The following is a 19,576-nucleotide window of genomic DNA, read 5'->3' on the forward strand; positions in this document are numbered from 1 at the left end:
GCGCTCGGCCAAGCTGCGAGTATCAATGACTTGGACATCAGGAGATTCAGCCATGCGCTGGTCAGCTCTCAGCCTGTTTGGCTTCCTTGGCCTCTTCGCGGCCCTGCCTTCGGCCAATGCTGCCGGGGAGGACTACGGGGTGCTGATTATTTCCCGCGAGCGCCTGGAAGTGTCGACCAACTGCGAAATTGGTGTGTACCTGCAAGACCAGCTGTCTGCGCGGCTGTTCCAGGAGCAGAGCACTTCATTCAATTTGCCGCCGGGTAATGTTTCCCTGCGCCTGAAGCTGCTGCCGGGCCAGGCCCCGGGCTGCAATCCGGGCATGCTTGCACCGGGCTCGCAAACCATCACGCTCAAGGCCGGGGATGTGTTGAAGTTCCGCATTGCGATGACGCAGGAAGGGATGTATCTCAAGCCTGCTGCGTTGGATTATTAAATCGCAGGAGCCCGGCTTGCGGGCGATGGCGGCCATGAAATCGCCATCGCTGGCAAGTCGGGCTCCTACGGGTTCCAGATGATATTGGCGCTTGACCTTGCCAGCATGGCAAGGTTGATCCTGTAGGCATCCACTACAGGGAGCGTGAACATGAGCGAGACCACTACGTTCGACCTGCCGATTGCCGGCATGACCTGCGCCAGCTGCGCCGGGAGGGTCGAGCGCGCCTTGAGCAAAGTGCGGGGCGCCAGCGCTGTCAGCGTGAACCTGGCCACCGAACAGGCTCGGGTGCAGGCGCCCGGAGACAGCCTGTCGGCGTTGATGGACGCCGTGCACCAGGCCGGGTACAGCGTGCCCCAGCAAAACCTGGAGCTGAGTATCGAAGGCATGACCTGCGCCTCCTGCGTCGGTCGCGTCGAACGAGCGCTGGCCAAGGTGCAGGGAGTGAAGAGCGTCAGTGTCAACCTGGCCAACGAACGTGCGCACCTGGAACTACTGGGCCAGGTCGACCCGCAAATCCTCATCGAGGCCGTCAGCAAGGCCGGTTACTCGGCCAGCGTCTGGGAGGTCGAACACTCCACCACCGATAATCAACAGCAGCGCCTGCACCGCGAACGCTGGATCGTGATCCTGGCCATGGCACTCGCCCTGCCGCTGGTCTTGCCGATGCTGCTGCAGCCGTTCGGCGTGCACTGGATGCTCCCGGCCTGGGCGCAATTCGCCCTGGCCACTCCCGTGCAGTTCATCCTCGGCGCACGCTTCTACGTGGCGGCCTGGAAGGCGGTGCGCGCAGGTGCGGGCAACATGGATCTGCTGGTCGCCCTGGGCACCAGCGCCGGGTACGGTCTGAGTATCTACGAATGGGCCACCGCTGCCGGGCGCATGCCGCACCTGTACTTCGAGGCTTCGGCGGTGGTGATCGCCCTGGTGCTGCTGGGCAAATACCTCGAAAGCCGCGCCAAGCGCCAGACCGCCAGCGCCATCCGCGCCCTCGAAGCCCTGCGCCCCGAGCGGGCGATCCAGGTGATCGATGGTCGTGAGCAGGACGTCGCCATCAGTGCCCTACGCCTGGATGACCTGGTGCTGGTCAAGCCCGGCGAACGTTTTCCGGTTGATGGCGAAGTCATTGAAGGCCAGAGCCACGCGGACGAAGCGCTGATCAGCGGCGAAAGCCTGCCGGTGCGAAAGCAGCCGGGCGACAAGGTCACCGGTGGCGCGATCAACGGCGAGGGTCGGCTGTTGGTGCGCACCCAGGCATTGGGCGCGGAAACCGTGCTGGCGCGCATCATCCGCCTGGTGGAAGACGCCCAGGCGGCGAAGGCGCCGATCCAGAAACTGGTGGATAAGGTCAGCCAGGTCTTCGTCCCGACCGTTCTGCTGATTGCACTGGCAACGCTGGTGGGCTGGTGGCTTTACGGGGCGCCCATCGAAACGGCGCTGATCAACGCGGTCGCCGTGCTGGTGATCGCCTGCCCTTGCGCCCTCGGCCTGGCCACTCCCACGGCAATCATGGCCGGTACCGGTGTCGCGGCGCGTTACGGAATCCTGATCAAGGATGCCGAGGCGCTGGAACGCGCCCATGAAGTCAGCGCCGTGGTGTTCGACAAAACCGGCACGTTGACGTCGGGCGCTCCGCGAATTGCGCACTTGAGCGCCATCGATGACGATGAAAATGCGCTGCTGCAAAAGGCCGGCGCCTTGCAGCGAGGCAGCGAGCACCCCTTGGCCAAAGCGGTGCTGGATGCGTGCGCCGAGCGCGGGCTGAGTGTCGCCGATGTCACCGACAGCCAGTCCCTGACCGGGCGCGGCATTGCCGGCTCGCTGGAAGGGCGACGCCTGGCCCTGGGTAATCGACGCCTGCTGGAGGAGACCGGCCTGCAGGCGGGCTCCCTGGCTGACTCGGCAAGCGCCTGGGAAACCGAGGGCCGGACGCTGTCCTGGTTGATCGAGCAAAGCCCCGAACCGCAAGTGTTGGGCCTGTTTGCCTTTGGTGACACCCTCAAGCCGGGTGCCCTGCAGGCGGTGCAACAACTCGGCGCGCGCAATATCAGCAGCCACCTGCTGACCGGGGATAATCGCGGCAGCGCCAAAGTGGTCGCCGACGCACTGGGCATCCAGGATGTCCACGCCGAAGTGCTGCCAGCCGACAAGGCCGCCACCGTCGCCGAGCTGAAGAAAACCGCAGTCGTGGCCATGGTCGGCGACGGCATCAATGATGCACCGGCCCTGGCCGCTGCGGACATCGGCATTGCCATGGGCGGGGGCACCGACGTGGCGATGCACGCCGCCGGTATCACCCTGATGCGCGGCGATCCGCGACTGGTGCCGGCAGCGCTGGAAATCAGCCGCAAGACTTACGCGAAGATCCGGCAGAACCTGTTCTGGGCCTTCGTCTACAACCTGATCGGCATTCCCCTGGCCGCCTTCGGCTTCCTCAATCCGGTGCTGGCGGGTGCTGCGATGGCGTTGTCGAGCGTCAGCGTGGTCAGCAATGCGCTACTGTTGAAAACCTGGAAGCCCAAGGACCTGGAGGACAACCGATGAACATCGGCCAAGCAGCCCGCCAAAGTGGCCTGAGCGCCAAGATGATCCGTTACTACGAATCCATCGGCCTGCTCAAAGCTGCGCATCGCACTGACAGCGGGTACCGCGTGTATGGCGACGACGACCTGCACACCCTGGCATTCATCAAGCGTTCCCGGGACCTGGGGTTCTCCCTGGAAGAGGTCGGCAAGCTGCTGACCCTCTGGCAGGATCGCCAACGGGCCAGCGCCGATGTTAAGGCCTTGGCCCGCCAGCATATCGATGAGCTGAACCAGAAAATCCGCGAGCTCGGCCAGTTGCGCGACACCCTGCAGGATCTGGTGGAACACTGCCAGGGCGACCAGCGCCCCGACTGCCCGATCCTCAAGAACCTGGCGTCGGGCTGCTGCGGCGAACCTGCCCATCCCACAACGGGACCGCGCGCTCCCCTGTAGGAGCGAGCCTGCTCGCGAAAAACCAGAGGGCGCAGCGGGGCATCAGGTAACCCGCGTCATCGTTAACGACCATCGCGGGCAAGCCTTACTCCCACAAGATAGGGTGGATACAAAAAACCCGGCCGAAGCCGGGTTTTTCATCAACCGATTACTGCATCCAGGGTGGAGGCGGCTCTTCGGCCTTGTTCGGTGGCGCGTCATCTGCCGCGCGCACCGCTTGCTTGCGCTCTTCATCCAGGCGTGCGGCCTCGATCTCGCGCATGATGCCGCCAACGTCAGCCAACTCTTCCGGCTCGTCGAACTCGCCCGTCAGGATGCTGGCCGGGTGCAAGGTGCCGGCTTCGTACAAGGCCCACATCTCCTTGGCGTACTTGGTCTTCTTCAACTCCGGGGCAAACCGCCCGAAATAAGAGGCCATGTTGCCGACATCCCGCTCCAGCATGTTGAACGCGTGGTTGTTCCCCGCCGCGTCCACTGCCTGTGGCAAGTCGATGATCACGGGGCCGGTCGGGGTCAACAGTACGTTGAACTCGGACAGGTCACCGTGCACCAGGCCGGTACACAACATCAGCACGATCTGCGAGATCAGGAACGCGTGATATTCGCGCGCCTGGTCCGGCTCCAGCACCACGTCGTTAAGACGCGGCGCGGCATCGCCGTACTCGTCGGCCACCAGTTCCATCAGCAACACGCCTTCGAGGAAGTCGTACGGCTTGGGAACCCGCACGCCAGCACCGGCCAGACGAAACAGAGCCGCCACTTCAGCGTTCTGCCAGGCGTCCTCGGTTTCTTTCTTGCCGAACTTCGAGCCCTTGGCCATGGCCCTGGCTTGACGGCTGTTGCGTACCTTGCGGCCTTCCTGGTATTCGGCCGCCTGACGAAAACTACGTTTATTCGCCTCCTTGTAGACCTTCGCGCAACGTAACTCGTTGCCGCAGCGCACCACATAAACAGCTGCTTCTTTACCACTCATGAGTGGGCGCAGCACCTCGTCGACCAGACCGTCCTCGATCAGGGGTTCAATGCGTTTTGGAGTCTTCATCAGCTTTTATTGTGGGTCCTTTATTACCAAACACGCGAAAGTCATTCGTTATACGGCAATCCACTCGCCGGTGGGAGGGGTTGCCGACCTATGAACGCTGCTATCTGCCTAAAGATGCACACAATGTGCCGATTCTGCGCCGTCAATTTGGCCGTATTTGGCGGTTTTTTCAACGGCGCGCGGGCTTATCAACGCTCGATAATCGCCGTTACACCTTGCCCACCCGCTGCGCAGATCGAGATCAGGCCACGGCCCTTGCCCGCCGCATCCAGCAGCTTCGCGAGGTTGGCGACGATGCGCCCGCCAGTCGCGGCGAATGGATGTCCGGCCGCCAGGGAACTGCCTTTGACATTGAGCCGGCTGCGGTCGATAGCGCCCAATGGGGCGTCGAGGCCCAGGCGAGTCTTGCAGTACTCCGGGTCTTCCCAGGCCTTCAAGGTGCACAACACTTGGGCGGCGAACGCTTCGTGGATCTCGTAGTAATCGAAATCCTGCAGCGTCAGGCCGTTGCGCGCGAGCAGGCGTGGCACGGCATACACCGGAGCCATCAGCAGGCCTTCGGCGCCGTTGACGAAATCCACCGCAGCGGTTTCGCCGTCGCGCCAGTAGGCCAGGATCGGCAAGCCGCGCTCCTTGGCCCACTCCTCACTGCCTAGCAGCACCAGGGAAGCGCCATCGGTCAGCGGCGTGGAATTGCCTGCGGTCAGGGTGCCCTTGGCGCTTTTTTCAAAGGCCGGTTTCAGCGCCGCCAGTTTTTCCAGGGTCAGCTCGGGGCGCAGATTGTTATCGCGGGTAAGCCCGAGGAACGGTGTCATCAGGTCGTTGTGCCAGCCTTCGCTGTACGAAGCGGCAAGGTTGCGATGACTCTCCAAGGCCAGTTGATCCTGGGCTTCGCGAGGAATGTTCCAGGTCTGCGCCATCAATTCGCAGTGTTGCCCCATGGACAAGCCGGTGCGCGGCTCGCCATTGCGCGGAAACTCGGGAATCAGGTGCTGCGGGCGCAACTGCAGGAAGGTTTTCAGTTTGTCGGCAGTGGTCTTGCCGCGATTGGCTTGCAGCAGGATTCGGCGCAGGCCTTCACTGACGCTGATCGGCGCATCTGAAGTGGTGTCGACGCCCCCGGCAATCGCGCAATCGATCTGACCGAGAGCAATCTTGTTGGCCACCAGCAATGCCGCTTCCAGCCCGGTGCCGCAAGCCTGCTGGATGTCGTAGGCCGGGGTCAGGGGAGACAGGCGCGAGCCGAGCACACATTCACGAGTCAGGTTCATGTCCCGCGACAGCTTGAGTACCGCCCCTGCAACCACCTCACCGATCCGCTGGCCGTGCAGGTTGTAGCGCTCGATCAGCCCTTCGAGGGCAGCGGTGAGCATCGCCTGGTTGCTGGCTGTGGCGTAGGGCCCATTGGAGCGAGCGAAGGGAATTCGGTTACCGCCGATGATCGCGACACGACGCAGTTGAGTCATGAAAAGCTCCTGATGAAATATTCCAATTCAAACGGCAAGCGTAGGCCTTATCTCGTGGATCGAACGACTGATCGCCATTCATGGTCCACACTTTGAACCCCAGCTACCGGAGTGCGTTCCATGTCAGACCGCTATATCGACTTCGCCAATTCATCCATCGGCCACCGCCTGGTCGGTGCCATGGGCCTGCCGTCGCCGGTGCGCCTGGAGCGCTGGCAAGCTGGCAGGCTGCGTCCGGTCGAAGGGGCACTGCTGATTGGCGGCGGCCCGCTGGCGGAGAAAGTCAGTGCTTTCGCTAACCGCCTGACCGATGCGATCTACGGTTACGGCACCGAGCCGTCAATGGCCACCCCGTGGATCCCCGGGCATGGTTCCAAGCTCAAGGCCGTGGTGTTCGATGCCAGCGACCTGGTGCACACCGACCAGCTCAAGCAATTGCGTGAGTTTTTCCAGCCACTGATGAAAAACCTCGATCACAGCGCGCATCTGGTGATTCTCGGCCGCTCGCCACAAGGCTTGAGCGACCCGTTTGCCGCCAGCGCCCAGCGCGCACTCGAGGGCTTCAGCCGGTCGCTGGCCAAGGAACTGCGCAGCGGCGGCACCCTGCAACTGATCTACGTCGGCGAAGGAGCCGAGGACCAGCTGGAAGGTCCGCTGCGGTTCTTCCTGTCGCCCAAAAGCGCGTTCATCTCCGGCCAGGTCATCCGCCTGGCCGCGTGCGACACCCCGGTGACCGACTGGACTCGCCCCCTGGCCGGGCGCAAGGCGCTGGTCACTGGCGCGGCACGGGGCATCGGTGCCTCCATTGCCGAAACCCTGGCCCGTGATGGCGCCGAAGTGCTGCTGCTGGATGTGCCACAAGCCAAATCCGATCTTGAAGCCCTCGCCGCGCGCCTCGGCGGGCGCAGCATTACCCTGGACATCTGTGCCGAGGACGCTGCTGCGCAACTGATTGAGCAACTGCCCGATGGCATCGACATCGTGGTGCACAACGCCGGCATCACCCGGGATAAAACCCTGGCCAACATGACGCCGGAATTCTGGGATGCAGTGCTGGCGGTCAACCTCAATGCCCCGCAAGTGCTGACCAAGGCACTGCTCGACCACGGCACATTGCGCGACAATGCCCGGGTGATTCTGCTGGCGTCCATCAGCGGCATCGCCGGCAACCGCGGGCAAACCAATTACGCCGCGAGCAAGGCCGGGCTGATCGGTCTCGCAGAAGCCTGGGCGCCGTTGCTGCAGGAACGCGGCATCAGCATCAATGCCGTGGCACCCGGCTTCATTGAAACCCAGATGACCGCGCACATCCCCTTCGCCCTGCGCGAAGCCGGGCGCCGCATGAGTTCGCTGGGCCAGGGTGGTTTGCCGCAAGACGTTGCCGAAGCTGTCGCCTGGCTTGCCCAGCCTGGCACCGGGGCATTCACCGGGCAGGCGCTGCGAGTCTGCGGGCAAAGCGTTCTGGGAGCCTAGACATGACGACCGACTGGCACACACTCGAGCGCGACCCGAGCCTGACGGACCTCTACATCCGGGCCGCCACTCGACGCAAAATCACCGGCACCACCCTGCCTGACTGCGGATTGCGCAGCTGGGTCGATGTTGACGCCGGGCGCCTGGCGGCCTATCGCAAAGTCTGCGGTTTCGCCGACAACGCCCTGCTGCCGCCCACCTATCCGCACGTCCTCGCGTTCGCGTTGCAGATGCAACTGCTGACAGCCAAGGAGTTTCCTTTCCCGTTGCTCGGGCTGATCCACTTGAGCAATCGCATCCGCGTCCTGCGCCCGATGGGCGGCGTCGGCCGGGTGCGGGTCAGCGTGCAAGTGCAGAACCTGCAGCCCCACGCCAAGGGTGCCACGTTCGATCTGGTGACCACCCTGGATGATCAAATCGGACCGTTATGGGAAGCCGAAAGCCGGATGCTCTGTCGCGGCGTCAAACTCGAAGGCGAACCGGTGGATGAAGTGCTGGCGTCCACGTTGCCGCTGACTCAAGTAGCGCAATGGCAAGCACCTGCGGACATTGGCCGGCAGTACGCCAAGGTCTCCGGCGACTACAACCCGATCCACCTGAGCGCGGCCAGCGCCAAACTGTTCGGCTTTCCCACCGCGATTGCCCATGGCTTGTGGAACAAGGCCAGGACCCTGGCGGCGCTTGCCGATCATTTGCCGGCTGCGAATGTAGAGATTGCCGTGCAATTCATGAAACCGGTGCGCCTGCCCAGCGAGGTGACGTTGCTGGCGAGTGCAGCGGGATCGAGCGGGGATTTTCAGCTGCTGGGCTCTGGGGAGCTGGAGCATATGATGGGGCGTTGGTCACCGATTGCTTGAGGACGAAGCGCCTCCAATTGTATATATCACTAAGGTTTATGAACCCTGCAAATCTGAGCAAAGCCTTTGATTTAAAACACATTAAATCAATCAATCATTCCCCCTACACAAGGCGTTAATACCAACTGGAGAATGGTATTGGCGCCCCCTTGCGACTGTCATGTCTACAACGGACGAAGGCATTGCCGGCAACAGAAACCGGCGAGCCATCGAAGACAACGATCGTTGTAACAGGTGCAAGGAATACCTCTCATGAAAACCCAAGTTTGGTGCAAATCAGCAATCGCCATGGCGCTCGCCCTGTCCCTCGGCCTGACCGGCTGCAGCAGCGGCGGCGGCGGTCATCACAGCAGCTCCGACAGCTCATCCCCCGACAGCACCGCAGGCGCCGGAACCGGCGGCGCGGGTGACTCTGGTGGAACCGGCGGCGCCGGTGATGGCACCGCAGGCACTGGCGGGACCGGTGGTACTGGCGACGGCACCGCAGGTACTGGTGGAACGGGTGGCACCGGTGGCGATAACACTGCAGGCACCGGCGGCACGGGGGGAACCGGAGGCACAGGCGGTACCGGTGGCGGCACTACTGACCCGACCAACCCGACCAACCCTACAGACCCGACCGATCCAACCAATCCGACCAACCCCGGCGTCACTCCGCTGGTGACCACCACCCTGGTCCAGGACGTCGGCAAAACCGTCAGCGGCGTAGGCGATGGAGTTGGCCAGGTCGGCGACAGCCTGGGCAGCGTGCCCGTGGTCGGCGGCGTGGTGCAGAGCGCAGTCAACACCACCGGCAATGTCGTCAGCACCTTGGGTGACGGCGTCGCCAATGGCATCGGCAAACTCGATACCGACCCCAATGGGCTGGGCGTCACGGCGGCATCGGTAGGCGGCGTGGTGCAGGATGTCGGCAATGGCGTCTCCGACGTCAGCGGCAAGCTCGCCACCGCCACCAGCAGCATCCCGGTGGTGGGCGGCGTGGTCACCAAAGTCGCTCCCGTGCTGGACGGCGTCGGTGAAAAAGTCACCATGCTCGGGGATACCCTGAGCACTGCCACCACCACTGGCCCGCTAGGAACGGTAACCAAGGAAGTCGGGAGCAAGCTCGTCCCCGTGATCGCCATGGTCGAGACCACCACCAACAAGATCGGCGATGCCACCGGGCTCGGTGATCCGCTAAAAGGCATCGTGCACAAAGTCGGCGACACCGTGAATGGTTTGGGCGACAAAGTCACTCTGGCCGGTAACGGCAATGCCCTGACCAACACTGTCGGCGGCGCCTTGAGCAACACCGGCACAGCGGTCGGCAAAGTCGGCGGGCTGGTTTCCAACGGCACCGATTCAGGCGCCGGCGGTGGCCTGGGTGGCGCCTTGGGCGGCACTGGTTTGCTGCAGACCGTCGGCGGCGCGGTGGTCAATGTCGGCAGTGGGCTTAACGCCGGCAGCACCAGTGGCGTGGTCAGTGCGGGGGGTGTGACAGCCGTGGCGGCAGGCAATCTGGTGGCGTCGGTCAACACTGTATTGGGCGGCTCCGGTGCCCCCAACACGGCAGCCACCGCGCCTCTGGCGAGCCTCGGCACTGCGGTGGGCACCGGCCTGAATCCGGTCACCACCGCCGTCACCGGCCTGACCCAGAACGTCGGCGCAGCGACCGGTCTCGGCGCACCGGTCAGCGGGCTGACCAACCAGGTAGGCGGCGCGGTCAGCAACCTTGGCACGGCGATCGCTACCAGCACGCCTAACCCGGTCGTGGCAGCAGTCGGCAACACGGTCACCACGGTGGGCGCCACCGTTGGCGCAGTTGGCGGCCTGGTCAATGGCGCGCCAGCCGAGGGCGGCGCCACCGGTGGTCTCGGTGGTTTGCTGGGCGGCCTCACCGGCAAATTGAGCGGCAAGAACCGTTAGATTTTGCACCCGGCCGATTCGACGGCCTTATCTACAGCGCCTACGCTTGGTTGAAGGCGGAAGATTCGAAAGAGTCTTCCGCTTTTTCTTTGGAACATGATGATCCAGGCGAAGTAGTAATTTGAACATGGAGTGTCCTATGCGCCTCTTGGCATCCTTGCTTGCTCTGACCGTCAGTACCGCCGCCCTCGCCGACACCCTCCCCAGCTTTCTCAACAGCAACGAAACCACCCGCAACCTGCCTGCGCCGAATTTGCCCGCCGACGCCTACCGCCCCAGCACTGCGCCACTCTCGGTGCCGGAACCCGGCGCCACCCAGGCGCAGCCCTTGATGATGAACACCCGCATCAAGTTGCGAACCGTGCAGATCGAAGGCGGAACCGTCTACCCGCTGAGCGAACTGGCCACGCTGTACCAACCCCTGATCGGCCACGAAACCAGCCTGGCCGATCTGATCGAGGCAACCCGCAGCATCACCCGACGCTACCAGCAGGATGGCTACCTGCTGTCCTATGCCTTCCTGCCGCAACAGCGGTTCGACGATGGAGTGGCGCGGGTCGTGCTGGTCGAAGGCTATATCAAGGATTACCAGCTGCAGGGCGACATCGGACGAGTCCAGGGCCTGCCCGACAAACTGGTGGCCAAGCTGCAGGCCGAACGCCCGCTGACACGCAAGACCTTCGAGCGCTACACCACGCTGATGAGCCGAATCCCCGGCGTCACCTTGCAGGCACAGGTGCCGCCACCGGGCACCACCGACGGCGCCGCCTATCTGGTCGCCCAGGCCAGCCGAAAACCTTTTACCAGCACCCTGAGCGCCACGGAAAACAGTCGCAACGGCACCCAGGCCTTGCTCGGTCTGAGCAGCAATTCCCAGACGTCCATGGGCGAGCAACTGAGCCTCAGCGGGCTGTTTCCGCCGGGCGAAGATCACGAGCATTACTACCGTCTGGACTACAACCAGTTTGTCGATGCGGAGGGCACGCAGCTGGCCCTTTCCGCCTCACGCTATCGCGCCGATCCGGGCACCAACGTGCTGACCGACAATGGTCTGGAGCTCAAGCCGCACCGTGAAAATGACCGTTACTCGATCGGCCTTAGTCATCCGCTCATTGCCTCTCCTAACGAACAGCTCAGCGTCAGCTCACGGCTGTACGCGGTCAATGACAAGACCCGCTACAAGGTTGTCGGCTTTCCGGTGAGCGTCGACATCAACAGCGACGTGCGTGCCCTCGCGTTCGAAGGCGACTGGCGCAAAGCCGATGCCAAACAGTTGCGCATCCTTAGCGGCGGGGTCTATCAAGGAATTGACGGCATGGGGGCCGACACCAATAACAGCGATCTCGACCTCGACTTCTTTCGCCTGCGTTTGTCCGGAGTGCAGAGCGACCGGTTCTTCGACAACTGGCAGGGAGTCCTTTCGGCGGCGTTGTACTGGAGCGACGACACCCTGCCCGACAGCGAGCGAGCGGTATTCGGCGGGCAGAATTTCGGCCGCGGCTACCCCGACGATCAAGCCTCCGGCGACAAGGGCTGGGGCGTGGCGTACGAGGTCAACTACAGCTTCAATCGCGACTGGAGCTGGGTAAAAATCCTCCAGCCTTATGTGGTGTTCGATCGCTCGAAGACCTGGTTCAACCAGCTGCCGGTGCAGGGCAACAACCTGTCTTCGGGCGCGATCGGGTTAAGGTTTGGCGATGCCAAGTACTACAACATTGCCCTGGAGGCCGCCAAGCCGATGTCGGAGCAAGCGCTGGACACCTTCAACCGCAAGCCGCGGTACAGCATCAGCTTCAGTTACCAGCTGTGAGCCATTGTCGGGGTTCACGCCGGATGGCGGAGCTACGCAAATCCGTAGGAGCCCGGCTTGCCGGCGATGGCGATCTTGCGGACGCCATCGCTGGCAAGCCAGGCTCCTACGGGGATTGGGGTGTACGTGGACTGAATCCGGGGTCAGCGGGAGGTCACGTGGGGCAGGGGCTGCGGGAACAGGTTGTTCAGTGTTTCCAGCAGTCGTACGTGGTAGATGGGCTTGCGAAACAGGTCGAGCACCTGCAGGCGCAGCATGTCGCTGACGTCCTCCATGTCTGCGTGCCCGGACGTGACGATCACCGGTAGATGCTGACGCGAGGTGTGTTCGCGCAATCGCTTGATCAGCGACATGCCGCTTTCCTCCGGCATGCGCAGATCGGTGATCACCAGGGCGATGTCGGGATGGCGCGTGAGATGGTGCAGGGCGAGTTTGACCGAAGTTGCCGTGAAGCAACTAAAGCCCTCGCCCTCCAGCAGTTCGGCAAGTTCCAGCAGCGCGTCTTCTTCGTCGTCGACCAAGAGCAACTGCTGGCGTGGGAGTGAAGGTACTGTCATGTGGCGTTCCGCTACCGAAAACCCAGGTTTAACCACATTAGTCGACGATTAAAAATACGCCCGATTAATCTTATGTTGTACCCGGTTTTTTAACGGTCACGCCGCCAATCTCTTTGTTGAGATTGGTAAATATGTCAAAGACTCGATCTCCGATAGGTGTCATGAACCCAACAATCATCACCGCCACCATCGCCGCGACAATCGCGTACTCGATACCCGAAGCCCCTTCAGTACTTTCAAAAAACACGCGAACTTTCACATACAGTTTAAGAAACATCTGACAACTCCTTGGGCCCCTGGGCACCGGTATCACGGACCGAGACATAGTTGCTCCGTGCCATCAGAGCATTGTCAACAAACCCACCCCCAGCAAGTGTAAAAACGGATTAATCACAAAGTATTAATCCTTTGTAAATCACCGAAATTAAACCCCGGCTTTTCGGCCACTTTTCAAACTTCTGACAGATATTTTCATTCTGGTTAATGGCATTTCGCTTTACCTGCGCTACCGTCAAATAGCGAAATCGTTGAATGTTCATAGCTGCCTAAGCACGAATTTACCCCGTCTGGATATGGGCCAAGTCTTGCAGCAGGAAAGGGAGAGCCGTCATGAACAGTCGCGTCACCATGGGCCTTGCAGGGTTGTTGTTAGTCGCAGCGGTCGCCGCCGGCTACTGGGGATTGATGCTCAGCCGTGCACCCGCCGCCGAACCTGTCGAGGCACCTGTCGCGGTTGCCGCCATTGAAAAAACCGTCGCCACCGCCGAAGACCAGACCCGCCAATCGGTGGTCGTGGTGGTGCACGATGTGGCGCCATTCACGCCATTGACCGCCGCCGACCTCGCCGTGGAAAAGCTGCGCAGCGCGCCAGCCGGCAGTCTGGGCAGCATCGACCAGGCGGTCGGCCGCACGCCGTGGCGCACACTCACTGCCGGCACCTGGTTGAGTGAAGACAGCTTCGAAACCGGTGGCGCCCTGGCGCGCATGATTCGCAGTGACGAGCGTGCACTTGCGGTTGCAGTCGATGAAGTGATCGGCGCCGCAGGGCAGCTGGCGCCGGGCGACTATGTCGATGTGCTGCTGTACCTGCGCCAGGACGAGAGCAACCCGCAACAGTCGGCACAGATCGTCATCCCGGCCATGCGCGTGCTGGGAGTCGGCGACCAGCTCGGCCTGACCAACGACGGCAAGCCTGCCACTGCGCCCCTCAACGCCGAAGAAAAGCTCAAGCAGGACCAGCGCCGCATCGCTGCCCGCACCGTGCTGCTGGCCGTGCCGGAACCGTTGCTCAGCCGCCTGATGCTGGCGACCCAGGTGGGCACTTTGCGCCTGGCGGTGCGCAGCGCCGAAGAGCAGCGCCTGGCCCGTTACTGGGCTGGGGAAAGCGACACCCCTGGGAATCTCGATGCGGCCAACAGCGGCCTGTTCCAGTTCACGCAGCTGGCCCTCGGCGGCGCGCCGAAAATACCCGTCAGCAGCCCTGCGCGCACCGCCGTCGCACGGCCTGCCGTGGAAGTCATTCGTGGTAACCAGGTTACTCAACAAACTCCCTGATCGAGCAAGGATGCAGTTCTATGCCCAGTCGTTCCATGCCGATACTTTGTCCGCTGTTCGCTTGCCTGATGTTGGCGACGGCTGACTCCAGCCTTGCCGCCTCCAGCAATTGCACGGCTCTGAGTCCGTTGCCCAGCGTGCTGGAGGTGGGCGAAGGATTGCAGCAGGAGCTGCAATCACCGGTTGCGATCACCCGCCTGGCCGTTGGTGACCCAAAGATTGCCGACGTGCGCACCACTGGCGCCAGCGGTTTCCTGCTCACGGGCGTCGCACCCGGTGCGACCAGCCTGATGGTCTGGACCGCCTGCTCGACCACGCCGCGCCAGACCATGGTGTTCGTCCAGGGCAAGGCGACGGCCGCGCTGACCGCCGTCGCGCTGCCTTCCGAAGAAGCGTTGCTGCCATCCCAGGTGCAGACCGACATCCGGTTCGTTGAAGTCAGCCGAACCAAACTCAAGGAGGCCTCGACCTCGATTTTCGGTACCCGCGGCAACTTCCTGTTTGGTGCGCCGCGCACCTTGCCGACCATCGATGGCGTGGTTCAGCCGCGGCTGCCAGTGAATAACGATCAGTTCAATTTTTCCTGGATCGGCGGCAAGACCATGGTGATGATCAATGCCCTGGAAGGCAGCGGGTTCGCCTACACCCTGGCACGTCCCAGCCTGGTGGCGCTGAGCGGGCAGAGTGCGAGTTTCCTGGCCGGTGGCGAAATCCCCATCCCGGTGCCCAGCTCCGGCAGTGACAACGTGTCGATCGAGTACAAGGAGTTTGGCATCCGCCTGACGCTGACCCCGACCATCGTCGGCAGCAACCGCATTGCCCTGAAAGTCGCGCCGGAAGTCAGCGAGCTGGACTACAGCAACGGCGTCAACATCGCCGGCACCGTCGTCCCGGCACTGACGGTACGCCGCACCGACACCAGCATCTCCCTGGCCGATGGCGAAAGTTTTGTCATCAGCGGCCTGATCAGTACCCGCAACAGCTCTCAGGTGAACAAGTTTCCGGGGCTGGGTGACATCCCGATCCTCGGGGCGTTTTTCCGCGACCAGAACATCAATCGCGAAGAACGTGAACTGTTGATGATCGTCACGCCGCACCTGGTCCAGCCACTGGCGGCGAATGCGCAATTGCCATCACTGCCAGGGGAAAAGTTGCGCAACTACGATCCGAATTTCTACCGCATGTACTTCCTCGAAAACGGCAACTTCGATAAACGCAGCGGGTTATCGCAATGAGCCAGAGCCTGAGTCAGACCTTCCTCGCCATCACGCGCAACAACACCGACCTGGAGTGGCTGCAGGGCGCGCTCGCGCCCTTGGGCCAGGTGGTCAGCGCCGGTGGCGGCAGCCTCGACGAACTGCTGGCGCTGGTGGACGTGACGTTCGCCAGCCTGGTGTTCATCGGCCTCGATCGAGACCACGTGGTGGCCCAGAGCGCGCTGATCGAAGGCGCCCTGGAAGCCAAGCCAATGCTCGCGATCGTCGCGCTGGGCGACGGCATGGACAATCAACTGGTGCTCAACGCGATGCGCGCCGGTGCCCGGGATTTCGTCGCGTATGGCTCGCGTTCCAGTGAAGTCGCAGGCCTGGTCCGGCGCTTGAGCAAGCGCCTGCCACCGGTGACCCCCAGCACTCATCTGGGTGGCCTGACTGTGCTGTATAGCGTGCAGGGCAACGCCGATGGCGCGTTGCTGTCGACCCACCTGGCGCAAGTGGTGCAAAAGAGCGGGCAACAAACCCTGTTGCTGGACCTCGGCTTGCCCCGCGGTGACAGCCTGGCGTTGCTCGGTTTGGAGAGTTCGTTTCACTTCGGCGATGCCCTGCGCCACTTGCGTCGCCTGGACTCGACGTTGATCGACAGCGCCTTCAGCCGCTGCGAAGCCGGCTTGCGCATCCTCGCCTATGCCAGTACCGATGAACCCCTGGAACACACCAGTGCGGCGGAGCTGTACATGTTGCTCAGCGCACTGCGTCATCATTTCCAGCACATCGTAGTGAACCTGACGGGGCAGCAGGATAGCGAGGCGCTGCGGACGTTCGTCAGCCACTGTGACAAGTTGCTGTGGTACACCGATCAGAACGTGCTGGACTGCCGGCGCAACCTCGCGATCCTGAATTTCTGGCGCGAAAAAGGCATGAAGCTCGAGCATTCCCGGCTGTTGGTCGACCGCTACCTGCGCGACGTCGCACCCGACGCCGATACCTTGGGCAAGAGCTTCGGCATGGAGGTCATCGCCACCCTCGCCAACAGCCCGCAGGTACGTCTCAACGCCAAGAACCAGGGCGTCTCGCTGTTCGAACTGGCCCCGCGGGAAACCTTGACCCAAGGCTTGCGCACGCTTGGCGAGCGCCTGGCCAAACGGTCCGAAGGTATCGTCAAACCCAAGGCCGGATGGTTCGAGCGATTGCGGGGTACGCAATGAACAGTGAAAAACTTTTCGGCGCGCCGACTCGCAGCACGGTCGGCAATACCGACCATGAAGGCCTGAAACTGGTGCTGCACCGCTACATCATCGACGCCATCGAAGAGTCCGGAAAAAACCTGCTGGAGGGTACCCGGCAGGTGCTGTCGCAGTTCGTCATCGACAAAATCGCCGAGTACATTGCCCGCCTCCATTTGGCGATCTCGCGTTATGAAATGGAGCGCCTGGCCGAAGAAATAGTCGATGAGCTGACAGGCTTCGGTCCCCTCGAAGTGCTGCTGCGCGACCCGGCGGTGACCGAAATTCTGGTCAACGGCCCACACCGGGTATTTATCGAACGCGACGGCGTGCTGCATCAGAGCGACTTGCGCTTCATTGATGCACACCATGTCGAACGGGTGATGCAACGCATTCTTGCGCCACTCGGGCGACGGCTCGACGAGTCCTCGCCGATGGTCGATGCGCGCCTGCCCGATGGCAGCCGGGTCAATGCCATCATCCCGCCAATTGCCCTCGACGGCCCGTGCCTGTCGATCCGTAAATTTCGCAAGGACATGCTCAAGAGCTCGGACCTGATGGCGATGCAAACCATCGACCAGGCGATCTTCGATTTCATCCAGGAGGCTGTCGGCAAGCGCTGCAACATCCTGATCAGCGGCGGCACCGGCACCGGCAAGACCACCCTGCTGAATATCCTCAGCCAGCTGATCAATCCTCACGAGCGCCTGGTGACCATCGAAGACGTTGCCGAACTGCAACTCGGCCATCCGCACGTGGTGCGCCTGGAAACCCGCCCGCCAAATGCCGAGGGCCACGGCGAGGTGAAGGCCAGCGACTTGATCCGCAACGCCCTGCGGATGCGCCCCGACCGGATCATCCTCGGCGAAATTCGCGGAGTCGAAGTGGTCGACGTGCTCACCGCGATGAACACCGGTCACGATGGCTCGATGAGCACCGTGCACGCCAACAATGCGCAGGATGCGTTGCTGCGCCTGGAGACCCTGGTGGGCTTGACCGGCCGCAGCATAGCCGAGCGCACCCTGCGGCAGATGATCTGCGCGGCGCTGGACGTGGTGATCCAGTTGACGCGCATGCCCGACGGCCGCCGCTGCGTCAGCGAAGTGGTGGAAGTCGTTGGTATCCGCGAAGACGTGTACGTCACCAACACCTTGTTCCGGCTTGATCGACGTAGCGGTTTCGGCTTTCTGCGCGAGGCGGTCAACCCCGCCGGCGACAAGCTGCGCCGCGACTCGCTCAGCGCCCAACATTGACCGCGAGGCACACATGATCGGCCCCCTTTTGCTGTGCCTGATTTGTCTGTTGCTACTGGGCTTTTCCGTGCGCCTGTTCTACCAGGGCGTACGCAAATCCGGCAGCGAACGGGTACTGCAACGCTTGGCCCAGGGGCAACCGGAACTGGTGCCGGAAAAAACTCAGTGGTCCGCCCTGGAGCGGGCATTTCTGCGTGCGGGCCTGGGACGCCCCACTGACCGCCTGGGAATCTGGCTGGCGCTGTGGGCGGTGGCGATGCTGCTGGGTTTGGCGCTCGCGAACTGGGTTGGCTTGGTGTTGATGCTGGTGGTGCCGCCGCTGGCGCTGCGGGTGTATGTGTCCTGGCGCTACCACCGCCAGGTCCGCCGGATCGTCGAGCAGTTGCCGCAGCTGCTGGACCACACGGTACGCAGTCTGAAATCTGGGCGCACCTTGGCAGATGCAGTGATGGGCGCCATCGATGTCAGCGAAGATCCATTAAAAACTGCCATGGGCCGGGTTCAGCGCAATGTGCAATTGGGTGTGAACCTTCCAGACGCGGTGAATGACTTTGCCGAACTGTACGAGCAGGACGAGCTGCGCATGTTCGCCCTGGGCCTGAAGGTCAATCACCGTTATGGCGGCAACGCCAGCGAGCTGCTGGAGAACCTGATCAAACTGATTCGCGAACGCGAGCAAGGTAGCCGCCAGCTGCGCGCACTCACTGGCGAAACCCGCATGACGGCCTGGGTCCTGGGCTCTTTGCCGCTGATCCTGGTGGGCTATTTCATGCTGAGCAATCCCGGCTACATGCTGGGGATGTGGAATGACGACGGTGGGCGGCAGATGCTGATCATCGCTGTGTGCCTGCAGGTCACCGGTTGCCTGGCGCTGTGGCGCATGTTGCGGAGCGTATGAGATGGCCGTCGCGATGATCGTAAGTTCGCTGTTGCTGCTTGGGGCCGTGTTGTTGATGCTCGCCAGCCTGCTGGAGCGGCACCGCCGCGAACGCCAGGTCAGCCAGCGCCTGCAGGGCCAGATGGTGCGGGACAATCGCCTGGGCACCTTGCTGCGCGCCGTTGGCGACAGCAAGGTCGGGCAACGCAGCGTCAGCCTCGACACCGAAACCCAGCTGCTGCTCAACCGCGTGGGCTGGCGCCGCGCCCGCCAGCGCTCGATGTTTGCCGCGCTGCAAATCGGCACTCCACTGGTGATGCTGGGCCTGGTTATCGCGCTGCAACCGCTGCTTTATCCGCAGGCGAGCAACCACTGGATCGCGCCATTTTTTGCCGTGGCCGTCGGTTACCTGCTGCCCAAGCGCCTGCTGGCATATGCGGCCAAGAGGCGGCAAAAACAAATCGCCGTGGAAATCTCCACGCTGATTCCCTTGCTGCGCATCCTGTTCGAATCGGGGATGGCCGTTGAGCAGTCCTTGCGCGTGTTGAGCGTCGAGGCCCAGCGGCTGTTGCCACAGACCACCCGCGAGCTGAGCCTGATTCTGGCCCGGGTCGACTCCGGCCTGGAGCTGGGGCAGGAATTGAACAAGGCCGCCAACATGCTGGCGATCGACGAATTCACCGACACCTGCGTGATCCTGCAGCAACTGATCCAGCAAGGCGGCGGTGCGATGAAGTCGCTGTTGGCGCTCAAGCAGCTGCTCGACGATCGTCGCCTGACCAACCTGCAGGAATACATCTCGAAAATGTCGGCGAAGATGTCGGTGGTGATGATGGTGTTTCTGTTTCCAGCGCTGTTGATCGTCCTGGCTGGCCCGGGTTTTACCGCGATTGCCCGGGCATTCTCGTCCTGATTCCGGGCTCTTCAA

At 62.6% G+C, this 19,576-nt stretch carries 17 protein-coding genes; 13 read left to right on the plus strand and 4 right to left on the minus strand.

Annotated features, from left to right (window positions below):
* Positions 1-52: 52 nt before the first annotated feature.
* The 3 genes from ORL50_RS05035 (at position 53) to cueR (ending at position 3,414) form a co-directional block, all read left to right on the plus strand.
* Positions 53-436 carry a hypothetical protein gene (locus ORL50_RS05035; protein ID WP_266010672.1) on the plus strand — a complete coding sequence of 128 codons (384 nt, stop codon included), beginning with the start codon at positions 53-55 and terminating at the stop codon, positions 434-436.
* A gap of 150 nt (positions 437-586) precedes the next feature.
* Positions 587-2,980, plus strand: a complete 2,394-nt coding sequence (locus tag ORL50_RS05040) for a heavy metal translocating P-type ATPase (RefSeq protein WP_266010674.1) — start codon at positions 587-589, stop codon at positions 2,978-2,980.
* A complete protein-coding gene (cueR, locus tag ORL50_RS05045) occupies positions 2,977-3,414 on the plus strand; it encodes a Cu(I)-responsive transcriptional regulator (protein ID WP_266010676.1) in 438 nt (145 codons plus the stop codon). The genes ORL50_RS05040 and cueR overlap by 4 nt, the downstream gene beginning before the upstream one ends.
* 148 nt (positions 3,415-3,562) lie before the next feature.
* Here the strand turns inward: cueR and ORL50_RS05050 are convergent, their stop codons facing one another.
* Both ORL50_RS05050 and ORL50_RS05055 read right to left on the minus strand, forming a co-directional pair.
* On the minus strand, positions 3,563-4,456 hold the full coding sequence (locus tag ORL50_RS05050) for a PA4780 family RIO1-like protein kinase (RefSeq protein ID WP_266010678.1): 894 nt from the start codon (positions 4,454-4,456) through the stop codon (positions 3,563-3,565).
* A 188-nt stretch (positions 4,457-4,644) separates the two neighbouring features.
* Complete coding sequence (locus tag ORL50_RS05055; protein WP_266010680.1) at positions 4,645-5,922, minus strand: acetyl-CoA C-acetyltransferase; 1,278 nt, start codon at positions 5,920-5,922, stop codon at positions 4,645-4,647.
* Between the two features lie 120 nt (positions 5,923-6,042).
* Between ORL50_RS05055 and ORL50_RS05060 the strand changes: the two genes are divergently transcribed.
* The 4 genes from ORL50_RS05060 (at position 6,043) to ORL50_RS05075 (ending at position 11,967) form a co-directional block, all read left to right on the plus strand.
* Positions 6,043-7,395 (plus strand): 3-oxoacyl-ACP reductase, encoded by a 1,353-nt coding sequence (locus ORL50_RS05060; RefSeq protein WP_266010682.1) that lies wholly within the window; start codon positions 6,043-6,045, stop codon positions 7,393-7,395.
* A 2-nt stretch (positions 7,396-7,397) separates the two neighbouring features.
* Positions 7,398-8,252, plus strand: a complete 855-nt coding sequence (locus tag ORL50_RS05065) for a MaoC family dehydratase (RefSeq protein WP_266010684.1) — start codon at positions 7,398-7,400, stop codon at positions 8,250-8,252.
* A gap of 252 nt (positions 8,253-8,504) precedes the next feature.
* Entirely contained in the window at positions 8,505-10,157 is a 1,653-nt protein-coding gene (locus tag ORL50_RS05070) for a collagen-like triple helix repeat-containing protein (RefSeq protein ID WP_266010686.1), read from the plus strand.
* Positions 10,158-10,296: 139 nt separating this feature from the next.
* On the plus strand, positions 10,297-11,967 hold the full coding sequence (locus ORL50_RS05075; RefSeq protein ID WP_266010688.1) for a ShlB/FhaC/HecB family hemolysin secretion/activation protein: 1,671 nt from the start codon (positions 10,297-10,299) through the stop codon (positions 11,965-11,967).
* Positions 11,968-12,110: 143 nt separating this feature from the next.
* Here the strand turns inward: ORL50_RS05075 and ORL50_RS05080 are convergent, their stop codons facing one another.
* A complete protein-coding gene (locus tag ORL50_RS05080) occupies positions 12,111-12,524 on the minus strand; it encodes a response regulator (RefSeq protein WP_266010689.1) in 414 nt (137 codons plus the stop codon).
* A gap of 70 nt (positions 12,525-12,594) precedes the next feature.
* A complete protein-coding gene (locus tag ORL50_RS05085; RefSeq protein ID WP_266010691.1) occupies positions 12,595-12,801 on the minus strand; it encodes a Flp family type IVb pilin in 207 nt (68 codons plus the stop codon).
* Between the two features lie 332 nt (positions 12,802-13,133).
* Here ORL50_RS05085 and cpaB point away from each other — a divergent pair, with 332 nt between their 5' ends.
* The 6 genes from cpaB to ORL50_RS05115 are packed head-to-tail and all read left to right on the plus strand — an operon-like array spanning position 13,134 to position 19,561.
* The gene (gene cpaB / locus ORL50_RS05090; protein WP_266010693.1) at positions 13,134-14,078 is read left to right on the plus strand and encodes a Flp pilus assembly protein CpaB; all 945 of its coding nucleotides are present in this window, start codon (positions 13,134-13,136) and stop codon (positions 14,076-14,078) included.
* A gap of 35 nt (positions 14,079-14,113) precedes the next feature.
* On the plus strand, positions 14,114-15,313 hold the full coding sequence (locus ORL50_RS05095; RefSeq protein WP_416236007.1) for a type II and III secretion system protein family protein: 1,200 nt from the start codon (positions 14,114-14,116) through the stop codon (positions 15,311-15,313).
* On the plus strand, positions 15,310-16,500 hold the full coding sequence (locus tag ORL50_RS05100) for a CpaE/TadZ family protein (RefSeq protein ID WP_266010697.1): 1,191 nt from the start codon (positions 15,310-15,312) through the stop codon (positions 16,498-16,500). Before ORL50_RS05095 ends, ORL50_RS05100 begins: the two co-directional genes overlap by 4 nt.
* Positions 16,497-17,771: a TadA family conjugal transfer-associated ATPase gene (locus ORL50_RS05105; RefSeq protein ID WP_266010699.1), complete on the plus strand. Its 1,275-nt coding sequence runs from the start codon at positions 16,497-16,499 to the stop codon at positions 17,769-17,771. The genes ORL50_RS05100 and ORL50_RS05105 overlap by 4 nt, the downstream gene beginning before the upstream one ends.
* Positions 17,772-17,784: 13 nt before the next feature.
* The gene (locus tag ORL50_RS05110; protein WP_266010700.1) at positions 17,785-18,669 is read left to right on the plus strand and encodes a type II secretion system F family protein; all 885 of its coding nucleotides are present in this window, start codon (positions 17,785-17,787) and stop codon (positions 18,667-18,669) included.
* 1 nt (position 18,670) lies between these two features.
* On the plus strand, positions 18,671-19,561 hold the full coding sequence (locus ORL50_RS05115; protein ID WP_266010702.1) for a type II secretion system F family protein: 891 nt from the start codon (positions 18,671-18,673) through the stop codon (positions 19,559-19,561).
* Positions 19,562-19,576: the final 15 nt, after the last annotated feature.

The organism is Pseudomonas sp. RIT-562, assembly GCF_026241895.1.
Taxonomy (GTDB): domain Bacteria; phylum Pseudomonadota; class Gammaproteobacteria; order Pseudomonadales; family Pseudomonadaceae; genus Aquipseudomonas; species Aquipseudomonas mandelii_F.

Coding starts and splice junctions, on each gene's coding strand:
- ORL50_RS05035 (WP_266010672.1), top strand. CDS start 53: ATGCGCTGGTCAGCTCTCAGCCTGTTTGGCTTCCTTGGCCTCTTCGCG.
- ORL50_RS05040 (WP_266010674.1), top strand. CDS start 587: ATGAGCGAGACCACTACGTTCGACCTGCCGATTGCCGGCATGACCTGC.
- cueR (WP_266010676.1), top strand. CDS start 2,977: ATGAACATCGGCCAAGCAGCCCGCCAAAGTGGCCTGAGCGCCAAGATG.
- ORL50_RS05050 (WP_266010678.1), bottom strand. CDS start 4,456: ATGAAGACTCCAAAACGCATTGAACCCCTGATCGAGGACGGTCTGGTC.
- ORL50_RS05055 (WP_266010680.1), bottom strand. CDS start 5,922: ATGACTCAACTGCGTCGTGTCGCGATCATCGGCGGTAACCGAATTCCC.
- ORL50_RS05060 (WP_266010682.1), top strand. CDS start 6,043: ATGTCAGACCGCTATATCGACTTCGCCAATTCATCCATCGGCCACCGC.
- ORL50_RS05065 (WP_266010684.1), top strand. CDS start 7,398: ATGACGACCGACTGGCACACACTCGAGCGCGACCCGAGCCTGACGGAC.
- ORL50_RS05070 (WP_266010686.1), top strand. CDS start 8,505: ATGAAAACCCAAGTTTGGTGCAAATCAGCAATCGCCATGGCGCTCGCC.
- ORL50_RS05075 (WP_266010688.1), top strand. CDS start 10,297: ATGCGCCTCTTGGCATCCTTGCTTGCTCTGACCGTCAGTACCGCCGCC.
- ORL50_RS05080 (WP_266010689.1), bottom strand. CDS start 12,524: ATGACAGTACCTTCACTCCCACGCCAGCAGTTGCTCTTGGTCGACGAC.
- ORL50_RS05085 (WP_266010691.1), bottom strand. CDS start 12,801: ATGTTTCTTAAACTGTATGTGAAAGTTCGCGTGTTTTTTGAAAGTACT.
- cpaB (WP_266010693.1), top strand. CDS start 13,134: ATGAACAGTCGCGTCACCATGGGCCTTGCAGGGTTGTTGTTAGTCGCA.
- ORL50_RS05095 (WP_416236007.1), top strand. CDS start 14,114: ATGCCGATACTTTGTCCGCTGTTCGCTTGCCTGATGTTGGCGACGGCT.
- ORL50_RS05100 (WP_266010697.1), top strand. CDS start 15,310: ATGAGCCAGAGCCTGAGTCAGACCTTCCTCGCCATCACGCGCAACAAC.
- ORL50_RS05105 (WP_266010699.1), top strand. CDS start 16,497: ATGAACAGTGAAAAACTTTTCGGCGCGCCGACTCGCAGCACGGTCGGC.
- ORL50_RS05110 (WP_266010700.1), top strand. CDS start 17,785: ATGATCGGCCCCCTTTTGCTGTGCCTGATTTGTCTGTTGCTACTGGGC.
- ORL50_RS05115 (WP_266010702.1), top strand. CDS start 18,671: ATGGCCGTCGCGATGATCGTAAGTTCGCTGTTGCTGCTTGGGGCCGTG.